This is a genomic window from Methanobrevibacter sp. (genome assembly GCF_017468685.1).
Lineage (GTDB): Archaea > Methanobacteriota > Methanobacteria > Methanobacteriales > Methanobacteriaceae > Methanocatella.
Genome location: NZ_JAFUHT010000019.1, coordinates 1 through 13,214, shown reverse-complemented (window position 1 = coordinate 13,214; position 13,214 = coordinate 1). Strand labels below are relative to the sequence as shown.

Below are 13,214 nucleotides of genomic sequence, written 5' to 3'. Positions count from 1 at the left end.
GTAGTAGCTAATGCAGCACCACCCAATCCAATTTTAAAGACACCCATATATAATACATCACAGCATATGTTAACAATATTTGCAAGAAGAATTGCCCTAAAAGGTAAATTAGGAATTCCATCAGCACGAATGAAATAAGATAAACTCATCATATAACATAAAAAAGGCATTCCTAAAATTATCATCACAAAATATTGACTAACTAAAGGACTCAATTCCGGCTGTGAGGAACACAGAAATTGCACAATACTGCCAGAAAATAACAGTCCCACAATAGTAATCAGAATTCCAATAGCTAAAAGAGAAATAATCGAAACCGAAAAGTAACTATTGCTTTTATCATCATTGAATTCAGCTTTTGAAACAGAACACAACACACTGCCGCCCAATCCAATCATCCAGTAAATTAAATTAACGAATGTAATTACCGGAGCAACCAACTGAATTGCAGAAAGGTTTGATGATCCAATCAAAAAACTCACAATCAAAGAATCAACAAACAGACAAATATTTCCAGCCATGGAAGTAAATAAAGTTGGCAGGAAAAACTCACCAAACTTACTTTTCAATAAATCATAATTTCTCTCATACATTGCTAAAACCCTCTAATTACCAAAGAAATCAAGTTCATCCAAATATTTAACAAAATTGTAAATATACTCTTCTGAAATTAATGGCCAGTTAAGACCTAAACGATACAATACTTGGGTAGTATATTTGTTTTCAACTGGAACCCATTGTTTTTTGGTTTTTCCAGAACCGACAGAAGTAATCAATCCAGAAACACCCTCTTGTTTGGTTTTATCTGCCAATGCCTCTTTTAAAGCATTCTCATATTCATCATTTTCACACGGTTTTATAATTAAACCTAAAGGTCTGATAATCTCAACAATATCAGCAAAAGATATGACATGGGAATTATAAGCATGGAAGACAATGCACTCTTTTGGTGTTTTGGACAATGCCACAATGGATTTGGCAGTCATATCAATCTGGCTGAATTCCACATTATTGGACAACATTTCATACGGCATACAGCCCATAGTAACAAATGCCTTTAAACGATTGATAAATCCATTGGACTCGAAATTAATTTGGAATTCACTGTCTGAACTTCTGGCCATCAAATTACCAACCCTCATAATCTTAACATCCAAATCATCTTCAACAGCAGCTTCAAGCACGGCCCTTTCAGCTAAAAACTTACTGTCAATATACTGGTTGTCAATTCCCTGACCAATATACAAATCCTGTTCAGTATAGTTGACATCCAATGGTGGGAAGTTGTCAATGCTTTCACCTGCGACACTGTATGTTGAAACCTGCACATATTTGGCATTTTTCATACGGGCAAACTTCAATCCATTCACCACTCCACCAAGGTTAATATCTTCAATGTCTGTTCCGGATGAAAAGTGTTTTACATTAGCAGCACAGTTGATGATAGTATCGATATTAAATGAAATGATTTCTTCAAAGTATTTGAAGTCAGTGATATCTCCTTCAACTACTTCCAATCTTTCATCGAACAATTTTTCATTGAAATCATCTGCAAAGTAATAGAAGAATAATGATTTCAATCTATCATAACCAGACAAATCACCTCTTGACCTTACAAAGCAGTAAACCATTTCTGATTCAGATTCCAGAAGTTCCTTTAAAACATGAATACCTAAAAATCCTGTAGCACCAGTCAATAAAACATTTCCTAAATCTTCATCTAATTTTCCATTAATCATGGATTCCAAATTATTTTTCTTCAATAAGTTATTGATTTTGGAATAATCATATTTGCTTGTTTTTGCAGAGTCACCACCTTCATTTTCCAAAATGAATTCTGAAAGCATTCTTGGAGTTGGATTTTTAAAGAAATCCCCATAACTCAATTCATAATTACGGTTTAAAGCAGCCATAGTAATTTTAGTTACGAGCAGTGAAGTGCCTCCAATTTCAAAGAAATTATCTTCAACACTAACTTCATCCAGACCTAAAACCTCTGCAAATGTATTTGCAAAGAACGCTTCAACCTCATTTTCAGGAGCAATATATTCAGTAATCAATTCAGGTTCAGGCAGATTCTTCAAATCAGTTTTTCCGTTTAATGTCTGAGGCATTTCATCCAATTCCATATAAACTGTAGGAACCATGTAATAAGTCAATTTTTCACTAAGCAGTGACTTTAATTCTTCAATATCAAATGAAAACTCATTAGGACCTAAATTTTCAACTTTATATTCATCATTAACTGTGAAATATGCGCATAAATGATCATTATCCTTGATTTTTCTTACAACAACTGCCAATGAATTAATCGGTTCAAAATCAGACATTATGGATTCTATCTCACCAATCTCTATTCTCAATCCCCTGAGTTTAATCTGATTGTCCAAACGTCCATAAATGGAAATGTCCCCATCTTCATGCAGTTTAGCATAATCTCCAGATTTATAGAATCGGATGCCATTAATTTCAGTGTATGCTTTTGCATTATTTTCCGGACGGTTCAAGTATGCTCTAGAAACACCTAATCCTGCAATATACAACTCACCCATCACATTAGGAGGTAATGGATTAGCATCCAAATCCATAATAGATTCATATACATTGAATAAAGGTTTACCTATTTTAAGTTCACCATCTTCAATCAGACGATTGTTACAGCATACAGTTGTTTCAGTAGGTCCGTAAATATTATACACTTTAGCATCAATATCTTTCAGTGCTTCCAATAACTGTGCAGGGAATCCTTCGCCCCCTACAGCAAATATTTTGAATTTGGAGAATGCTTCATTTAAATCATCTAGTTCGAGATATTGCAGCAATCTGGAAGGAGTACCACTGTAAACGTTTGCTTGAGTCCTGTTTATTAAATCGCATAATGTTATTGGATTTTTATATTCATCATCATTAGCAAATACAATTGGAATGCCGTTTAACATTGCAGTCATTGTTTCCTGAAGCAGCATGTCAAATGCCACCGTTGAAATTGACAATGCCTTATAATTTTCAGCTTTTCCATTTGTTGCAAGGTCGTATGTGTAAATGTTTTTAGGATCCGGATAGACAAAGTTTGCAAGGTTTTTATGTTCCAGCATTACGCCTTTAGGAAGTCCTGTTGAACCTGAAGTATAAATGATATATGCAAGATTATCTGCTTTTAATTCAGGATCCGGATTGGAAACATTACTCTCTTTAAGCAAATCATCTAATGGAATGATATTTTCTTCATAATCGGTTAAATCAATGTTTTTTATATTAATGATATCATCAACAATGATGAATTTTGAATCGCTGTCTGTCAATACGTGCTCGATTCTGTCTTTCGGATAATCTGAATCGATTGGTATGAATGCCGCACCTGACTTTAGAATACCGAATATTGATGCAAAAACATTACTGTTCCTTTTTAAGATAAACATTACCTTGTCTTCAGCACCGACGCCTTTCTTAATCAAAGCATTGGCTATTCTATTTGCACGTTCGTTTAACTCGGAGAACGTGAAATTTCCATCCTCTGCATATATCGCAATATCATCAGGATAAAGGTCAACCTGCTTTTCAAATATCTTATTTAACCTGTACTCATCCAATTCTACAAATTCAAGGTCTTCCTTGGATATTTGGTTCTGTTTAATTATTGAGATATCTTTAAGTTGAGTTTTTTGATTTAAATCAATGAATTTATCAATGACAATAGAAAGACTATCTAAAAATGTTTGAATCAACACATCTGAATACAATTGATCATTGTATCTGATGAAAACTTTATATTCATCATTTTCTTCTACAATGTTTAGATTTAATTTGAATTTAAGGTTGTCCTCTTCTAGAGATTGCCTTGCAACCTTTTCTCCGTTGATTTTTAAATCTTCAATTATTTTGCCGTGGAAAGCATATAAAAAGTCCGGAGTGAATCCATACTCATCTGAAATCTTTGTCAGAGGATAGGATGAATGAGTCAATACTTCCAGCCATTCTTTATTAACATAACTAAAGAATTCATCCAATGATAATTCAGAATTTAAATTTAAAGCTAATGGGAGAGTTTTAACCATCATGGCTAATGTTTTTTGTTGGTTGAACTCAAATCTTCCGTTTGTAATTGTTGCTATTAACAATTTTTTATCATAGACGAATTTTGATAAAACAAATGAGGATGCTGCTAAAAACAGATTGTTTTGAGTAATTGATTGTTTGGCGCAGAATTCATCAATATTATCTTTTTGTATAAATATTGTTTTTTCTAATGCTTTTCCTTTATTTTCATCACCACTCAAATCCGGAGTCATCAATGTCGCTTCATCGAACTCTTTAATTTTATTGTAGAAGAATAATTTGGATTCTTCATATAATGAAGACTCCTTAACCTTTTCTTCACTTAAAGCATAATCAAAACCATTGATTTCTTCTGTGTCATAGTCTTTTCCATCATATTCCTTTGCGATTTCATCAAAAAGAATGTTCAAGGAGGTTCCATCTACAATGATATGGTGGAAGTCAGCCAGCAGCATTGAATCGCCAACTATTTTAAATCTGAATAATGGACCTTCTTCAAGATTAAATGGTTTTATGAAGTCATTCAGATTGATTTCATCGACAATTTTAATTAAATCATCAACTTTCAAATGGTCTCTTCTTTGCTGATAAACCTCTCCGTTTTCCATGATTATTCTTGTTTTTAGGTATGGATGATTATTGATTACATTGGCAATGGATGATTTAAGTTTACTTGCATCAATTGCATTTGTAAATTGGATTTTTTTCGGAAGGTTGTATGCTAGACTTTCCGGATTTTTAATACAGTCAAAGTAAACTCCTAGCTGATTTGAAGTTAATGGATATAGCTCCTGAACTTCATCATTTTCAGAGGCATCGATTTTAATTTCTGATGCAATTTTTTCTATGGTTTTATAGTTTAAAATTTCAGTAACATTCAATTGAGCGTTTAGCTTATTGTAAATTGAAGAAGTCAATTGTATGACTGACAGTGAAGTCAATCCTATGCTGAATAGGTCAGTATTAACACCAAATTCATCAATACCCAAAATTTCTGACACAATTTCATATATCTCTGTTTCAATTTCATTTCTTGGATTGATGAAATCATCATTATCAATTATTGGATCTGGCAAGTTTTTAAAGTCTGTTTTTCCGTTTGGTGTTTTTGGGAATTCCTCCATTTGTGTGAAATATGAAGGCACCATATATTCGGGAATTGAATCAATCAAATGTTGTTTTAAATCATTAATATTAATATCGATTGTGGCTGTGAAATAAGCGCATAAATGTTCTACTGAATTGATTTTTTTAACTACCACTTTGGAAAGAGTTATATTTTCATAATTTGCGATTGCTCCTTCAATTTCAGACAGTTCAATTCTTAAACCTCTGAGCTTGATTTGAGTATCATTTCTTCCAAGAACATATAACTCACCTGAATCATCTTTTTTACCTAAATCTCCAGTATTGTAATATGGAATATTATTCAATGTCATGAACACTTTTTCCGTTTGTTCGGGGTTGTTTAGATAGCCTCTTGCGATTCCTGCTCCACCTACATAGATTTCACCATGTACGTATGCAGGCAGTTGATTTCCATCAATGTCCATGATTTTATCAACTACATTAAGCATAGGCCAGCCTGCGGTGACTTCAGGACTGTTCATCAGTTTGTAATGTGATGCTATTGTCACTTCTGTTGGTCCGTAAGAATTGTAGATATCTGCATCTGTGTATTTTGATAATCTGTCATATAATACTGGTGGGAATCCTTCTCCACCTACAATAATGACTTTGCATCTGCCGACAACGTTTTGAATTTCTTCAAGCTGCAGGTATTCCAGTAATCTTGTTGGTGTTGATCCGAAACCTTCTGCATCAGTATCTCTGAATAACTGCACCAGTTCCAACGGATCAATAGCCTGTTCATCATTGGCAAATACAACAGGCAGTCCATTTAATATTGTACCGAATATTTCTCTTAAGAATACAATAAATGATACAGTGGAAATTGAAATGAATTTATTGCATTTGTTGTGTAGTTCATAAATTGGAACATTCTCTTTTACATTTGCAATATAGTTTGAGATTCCTCTGTGAGTAATCATCACTCCTTTTGGTTTTCCAGTTGAACCTGAAGTGTATATTAAGAAACATAGATTATCTGATGTTAAATCAACTTTGGGATTGGAATCATCTTCTTCTAAAAGCAATTCATTAACATCAATTCTATTTTCTCCATCATATTCGATTTGTGAACTGGTAATGACAAATTTGGAGTCACTGTCTTCCAATATCTGGTTGATTCTGTTTTTTGGATAATTTGGATCAATCGGTATGAAAGCCGCACCTGCCTTAACAATACCTAAAACAGTCGCTATCAAATCGCTGTTTCTTCTCATCATAAACATTATTCTATCTTCAATGTTTACTCCACGCTTGATTAATCCATTGGCAATTCTATTAGCTTTTTTATTTAATTCATCATATGTTAGCTCGCCATCTTCAGCAATAAGGATAGTTTTATCTGGATTTTCTGAAGTTATATTTTCAAACATGTCTGTGATTATTCCTTCATTGGCAAGTTTGATTTCAAAATCCTCATCCAACTCAATCTCTTCACGAATGGAAATATTTTTCAGTAATTTATCAGAAGAATTGAATTTTGACAACAATACATTAATTCCATTTAAGAATGATTCCATTAGTTCTTTGGAATAAAATGATTCATCATAGCTAATGTGGATTTTTCCACTTTCAAAGTTGAATACGAATTTATAGTCTTTTTCAGCATAGTCATCAGTGTAGAATAATATTTCACTTGAAAAATCCAACTTATGATTATTTAATAATGGATATCCATGATATTCTCTAAATTGACCGGTGAAATCATTTAGATATTCATTGACGCTTAAATCAGTATTTAAATGGTATCCGCAAGCTAATTTATTATAAGATATCAGAATATCTTTCGAAAAAGCAAATTTGGTTAAGTTAAATAAGAATGTTGCAAGCAATATCTTCTCTTTTGATAAATTAAATTTACCAGACAGTTGCTTTAGATTTTCAACATCTATTGTCTTGGATATTGATACATAATTTATTTTATCACCATTAACATCAGGTGAAATTGTGGTTGGATTATCAAAAGAGTTGATTAAGTTGTTATAGTAGTTTTCTGCCTTGAAAAAGTCAACAATATCAACATTATAATCCTTGCATTTTATGGATGAATCTTTCATAACCTGTTTTGCTAAATCCTGAATTCCATTCGCAATTTCCTGAATTTCCACTTTATTAAAACAGGATTTATTATATTCTATAAATATTGATTGTAATCCATTTTTATCTGAGTAATTTTTGTTTATTCTAAAGTGTAGTGGAAATTTTATGTCTTTTTGTAAAGTCAGGAATTTTGAATCATAATCTGTTGAATTGGACACAATTGAAACCATTGAAATGCAATCAGGATCAATATTCTGATTTCTTAAATCTGTTGTATATTCGCTGAATTGCAGTTTTGCATGAGCCAAACCTTCTTTTAGAACAGATTTCGAATAGGCAAGCAATTCTTCAAAAGTTAATTCTTCATCATATTCTAATCTTAATGGAATGGTATTTACAAACATTCCTAAGGCATTATCTTGGCCAAAGTATCTTCCATGAACTGAAGTGTTCATTACCAAATCTCTGAATAACAAGTTGTCTCTTTTGGATTTGGCAAAGTATAAGAAGTTAAGTGCTAATGCAGTGATGAATGGTGAATAATTGAATTGCGGAATTTCGGTTAACTTGACTTCCAAAAATCCAAGTTGCGAATTATCAAAAGTATACCAGTCAGAATTATAATTTTTCAATGTATTTAACCAGTATTTCTTATCGGCGTTGGCTTCAGAGGAGTTTAAATATTCCAATTCCTTTTCAACATATGTTTCATAGGAATAATCAATTGGAATATATTTTTCATTGTTTTTAATGCAATCAATCACTTTATCGATTTCCTGTGGAATTATTGAAAACAATGAAGTTCCATCAAGCAATATGTGCTGAACAACACCAATGAGAACTGTTGTGTTTTCAGTTTTCAGAACTGCCCATCTATACAATGGTGAGTCAAAAATTCCATCAAATGGATTTTTCAAATACTCTTCAATAAATCCATTCAAATCCATTTCAGATATTTCAAATGATTCTACATTAACAGAATCATTTTCATTATAATATTGTTTAAAATCACCGTTTGTATCATATTTAATTTGTAGATTTAAATATTTTTGAGATATTAGTTCAATAGCCTTTTTTACATATTCAAAATCGGTTTTTGAATAATTTTTTCTAAATTTCAGATAAAATGAATCATTATGAGGATTATTTATCTCTGAAAACAATAACATCTTTTGAGATGAAGATAAATTAAAAAATTCCATAAAATTCACCACTTATATTATATAAATGTTTATTCAACACAATATTTAAAATTAATAAAAAATAAATGAAAAATTGGGATTAATATGAATATTATAAAAGAATATGATGATAAAGAATTAGTTTTGGCTGTTGAAGGCCGTGTAGATACAATCACTTCACAGGATTTGGAAAAAGAAATTAATGATGAATTTGGTAATTTCAACTCTTTAATTTTAGATTTTTCTGCTTTGGAGTATATTTCCAGTGCAGGATTGCGCGTATTGATTGCTACACAGAAAAAACTTAAAAGTGAAGACATTCCTATGGTTATTAAAAATGTCAATGATGCAATTAAAGAAATATTTAGGATGTCTGGATTCGATAAGATATTGAAGATAGAATGAGTTTCTTGAAAATAACTCCTAATATTGATAATTTATATCAATTAAATGAATTTATTCATAGCATCATTTTAAAAGAAGACTTTCAAGTTGATTTGATAGTTGAAGAAGTCTTTGTGAATATTGTTAACTATTCTCATTCTGATTTTATTCAAGTCAATGTGGATTATACAGATAAAACATTAAAAATGGAATTCATTGACAATGGAATTGAATTTAATCCTCTTTTAAAGGAAGATGTGAATCTTCCCAACAACATCGATGATGCAGAAGTGGGAGGTTTGGGAATTCATATTACAAAAGAACTGTCTGATGAAATTTCATATGAGTATGTTAATGGTGAAAACCATTTAAAAATAATTAAAATTGTGGAATAATGAATGACAAGATAAAAAAGATATTAATACCTTTTGTTATAATGGTAATCTTCAATTTGGGAGTTTATTATTTGACATTCGGCAAAAACTTTGGTGGAGGATACTCCCCTCATGTTGGAATATTGTTAATTTCAGGATTATTACTTGGACCATATGGGGCTATAGGAGCAGTTGCCGGAAATTTTTTATGCGATTTGGTTAGAGGATATACTGTATCAATAGCCATATCTTCAGCAGTTGTCGGTTTTGGTGTATCTTATTTGGCATATAAATTATGGTACAATAACTTCGACAATAAGGTTAAAATTACAAAACCAAGATTAGACAATACAACTCATGTTCTTTTATTTATTATGATTATTCTTTTTTGTGCAGCATTATATGCAATATCACATGCAAAGTTAGTTTATCTAATTTATCCTAATAATATACCTATCGTTTCTAAGATTGGAGTTAGCTATTTTGTCAATTTTATCAATTCATCATTTATGTTTGGTATAATTGGGATCTGGTTATCTAAACATTTCAACTTTTTCGAAGTTCCTGAAAAATCCAATAAACAAGAACATGAAAAAATATATCATATTTTAGGATGCTCAATAATTCTTTTCACTGTGATAATATTAATTATAGATTGTATTTTTAATTTAACAAATGCAATTGTGCTTGTTGAATTGGTTGTTCTTGTTGTATTGTTATTTGCTTATTTAACAAAACCTTTCACTTCTGATGTTTCTGAAGTTGATTCAAACTCAATCCCAGAAAGTATTATGAATCGTTTTTTAATAATCATTTTAATTCTCACTATAATTGGTTTAGCCATTTCATCAGATTCCGTTTTAATCAAGTTTGCAGATGTTTATCTGTCAGGTACTGCTGAAGATGTGGTTATATCAATGTTATTGGTAACAGATGGTTTATTGCTGGTATTTTTAATTCCTTCACTTTCTGTTTTGAGATATGTTGAAAATAAAGTTATTGAACCTATTACTAAATTTTCTAAAATTAAAAATTTTGTAAAAGAAAATCAGAAAATTGAGTCAGAAGGTTTGATTAACATTTATTCTGAATATATGGGTAATGATGATGAGATTGGAGTTTTAGCCAGAAGTTATTTTGACTTAATCAGTCATAATAATTATTACATTGAAAATATTCAAAAAATTGAAGGTGAAAAGGAGCGCATTAAAGCGGAGCTTGATATTGCAACTAAAATCCAACAGTCAAATCTTCCATTAGAACCAATTGATAATGAATATTTCATTGTTAATGGATATTCCCATCCTGCAAAAGAAGTTGGTGGAGACTTCTTTGATTATTATGAATTTGATGGGGACAATTTGGCTATTGTTATTGGAGATGCGTCAGGCAAAGGCGTTCCCGCAGCATTGCTTGCAACAATCACACAAGTCATGATCAAACAGCTTCTCATGCATGAAAAAAATCCTTCAAAGATTTTGTATTCGCTTAACAATCAGTTATGTGAAAACAATTCTGAAGCAATGTTCATCACATTATGGCTGGGAATTTATAATAAAAATACTCATAAATTGACATTTGCCAATGCAGGACATAACCCTCCATTAATCAAACATGATAACTCATTTGAATTTTTAAAAGTGAATGAGGGGCTTGTTTTGGGAATAATGGATGATTTTAAATTTGAAAAAGAGGAAATCATTTTGGATAGTGAACTTGTTGCATACACTGATGGAATAACTGATGCCAATAATAAATATAATGAAATGTATGGTGAAAAAAGGTTAATTGATTTCTTCAATATTTATAAAAATGATAAAGATCCAATCAAACCATTGCTTGAAGATATTGATAAGTTTATTGGCGGTCAAGAACAATTTGATGATATGACCTTAATGTATTTGATGATTAAAGATGATTAAGTTAGCTTATGTTGATGTTAGTGATTTAAATTTAAGTAAATCTTATAATTTATTGCCTAAAATTCGTAAAGTAAAAGTGGATAATTTTAGATTTGATAAGGATAAAAAGCTTAGTTGTGGTGCGTATTTACTTTTGAAAAAATTATTGAGTGAAGAGAATATAACACAACCTGCTTTCGAAATAGGAAAATTTGGTAAGGCATGTCTATCTAACAATGACAATATCCATTTCAATTTAAGTCATTCAGGTAAAATTGTTGCATGTGCAATATCTGATATGGAAGTTGGTGTTGATGTTGAATATAATGATCCTACAATTGATTTAAACATAGCTAAACATTATTTCTATAATTCAGAATATGAAAATATCATGAACTCCAAATGTCCTTCAGATGAATTTTTCAATTACTGGGTTTTGAAGGAAAGCTATATGAAATACACCGGATTGGGATTTCACCTAAAATTAGACAGCTTTGAAATACTGATTAATGATGAGATTAAACTTAAAAATGATAAAAACAATTTGAAATTTAACTTATTTGATATTAATGATTATAAATTGGGGCTTTGCTCTAAATATAATACAAAATTCTCTGTTAAGTACAATATTGGTGATTTATACCCTTAAAAATTAAAAAGAATAACTATTTTTTAACAATTGGGATTAATCTTGCATTATAAGGAACCAATGATTAAAAGTATATTATTTTGCATCTATCAGAAGTATGTTTTCCAAAAGATTAATATATTATTATAAAAATATATTAGTATACAAATATACAATGAATTTTTGGAAGTGATTTGGATGGCAACAACAATTAGGATAAATGAGGATATTAAACAATTGTTGAAATTGAAAAGTGTTGAAACAGGAATTACACAATTGGATTTGGCAAATAAGTACATTCTAAAAGGTCTTAAAGAGGATGACACTCCAACTAATGTAATGAGCATTAGTGATATTGAAGCAATGTTGTCTTTTGATAAACCTGAAGGAGATAAAAACTTAGAGAAATTAGATGGGGTATCACACTCAGAAGTACCAACTAACAGTGTAGAATTAAAGAAAAGTAGTTACAGATAAATATGATATTTTTAGATAGCACATACCTGATTGGATTGATGATTGATAATGATGACTATCACGAACAAGCACATCAACTAAGGCCAATCATAGACAAAGAAAGAAAACTAATAAATAACACTGTACTGGTGGAAGTACTCAATAGCCTAAAAAAGAACAACCATAGAATAGAATTGGATGAAATATTGGATACTTTACTAAGCTTGGATAAAGTGGTTTTTCTTACCAGTGAAGATTATAATGAAAGTTTTAACTTATTTAAATATTATAATCTTAGTGTTAACTATTCTGACTGTACAATTTTAAAAACAATGATGGATAATAATGTTTCTGTTGTTGTATCATTTGATTCAGACTTTGATAAAATCAATGGAATAAGAAGAATCTATTTATAAAAAAGAATTGGGAAAAAGTTATTGTAAAAAATTCAACTGATTAATTTTATTTTATTTTATCAATAACTCTTTAATTATTTTTCAATTTAAATTTAAATAATAGAACTATTTTTATTTTTGAATTGGGATAAATTACTTCAATCAAATTTCAATTAAATGGTAGTGTTGCTTTAATTAAAACGCATAATAGTATAACAATTGTTATATTCTTGGTTAAAGTTTTAAAATAATTAAAGCATTTATTAAAATTAGTATTTTACTCCCAGTTATATGAATATCAGGCTATTAAATTATAGGGACCTATTTAGATTTTTATTGTTAAAATTATTTGTTTTAATAAGTTTTATAAGGTTGTAGGTTTATATTATATAATATGAGAACAAATAAACACAAACCTACAGATATACTTTGTTTTGAAGACTTTATAAATTATTGCATTATTGCGCATAAAAATGACTTGCTAATCAGCAACACTGTGCCTCCAGAATTGGTGGAAAAATTCATAGAAAGAGTCCGTCCAATAATTCAATTTTTTGATTGGATTTTTGTAAAAAGATTTTAATCTGAGTATGGAATTAGTGGGATTTCGTGAGGAGATTTACACTTGAAATCTCACTTCATTACATTTTTTTAACATTATGAAGTGATTT

9 protein-coding genes are annotated in these 13,214 nt (G+C 30.3%); 7 read left to right on the top strand and 2 right to left on the bottom strand.

All coding sequences use genetic code 11. From position 1 onward, the window contains the following. Together IJ258_RS02770 and IJ258_RS02765 are read right to left on the bottom strand one after the other, a co-directional pair. Nucleotides 1-593, bottom strand: a 593-nt coding sequence (locus IJ258_RS02770) for an MATE family efflux transporter (RefSeq protein WP_292802549.1), incomplete at its 3' end; no start/stop codon positions are given. A gap of 12 nt (nt 594-605) precedes the next feature. After that, on the bottom strand, nt 606-8,426 hold the full coding sequence (locus tag IJ258_RS02765; RefSeq protein WP_292802546.1) for a non-ribosomal peptide synthetase: 7,821 nt from the start codon (nt 8,424-8,426) through the stop codon (nt 606-608). Nucleotides 8,427-8,510: 84 nt separating this feature from the next. Between IJ258_RS02765 and IJ258_RS02760 the strand changes: the two genes are divergently transcribed. From IJ258_RS02760 to IJ258_RS02730, 7 genes are all read left to right on the top strand, one after another. Further along, entirely contained in the window at nt 8,511-8,810 is a 300-nt protein-coding gene (locus IJ258_RS02760; protein ID WP_292802543.1) for an STAS domain-containing protein, read from the top strand. Then, nucleotides 8,807-9,184, top strand: a complete 378-nt coding sequence (locus IJ258_RS02755; RefSeq protein ID WP_292802540.1) for an ATP-binding protein — start codon at nt 8,807-8,809, stop codon at nt 9,182-9,184. The genes IJ258_RS02760 and IJ258_RS02755 overlap by 4 nt, the downstream gene beginning before the upstream one ends. After that, on the top strand, nt 9,184-11,085 hold the full coding sequence (locus IJ258_RS02750; protein ID WP_292802537.1) for a PP2C family protein-serine/threonine phosphatase: 1,902 nt from the start codon (nt 9,184-9,186) through the stop codon (nt 11,083-11,085). Before IJ258_RS02755 ends, IJ258_RS02750 begins: the two co-directional genes overlap by 1 nt. Next, nucleotides 11,078-11,713, top strand: a complete 636-nt coding sequence (locus tag IJ258_RS02745; protein ID WP_292802534.1) for a 4'-phosphopantetheinyl transferase superfamily protein — start codon at nt 11,078-11,080, stop codon at nt 11,711-11,713. Before IJ258_RS02750 ends, IJ258_RS02745 begins: the two co-directional genes overlap by 8 nt. A gap of 177 nt (nt 11,714-11,890) precedes the next feature. Beyond that, nucleotides 11,891-12,169, top strand: a complete 279-nt coding sequence (locus IJ258_RS02740; RefSeq protein WP_292802531.1) for a hypothetical protein — start codon at nt 11,891-11,893, stop codon at nt 12,167-12,169. A 2-nt stretch (nt 12,170-12,171) separates the two neighbouring features. Then, entirely contained in the window at nt 12,172-12,564 is a 393-nt protein-coding gene (locus IJ258_RS02735; protein WP_292802528.1) for a type II toxin-antitoxin system VapC family toxin, read from the top strand. Between the two features lie 373 nt (nt 12,565-12,937). After that, complete coding sequence (locus IJ258_RS02730; protein ID WP_292802525.1) at nt 12,938-13,126, top strand: hypothetical protein; 189 nt, start codon at nt 12,938-12,940, stop codon at nt 13,124-13,126. Nucleotides 13,127-13,214: the final 88 nt, after the last annotated feature.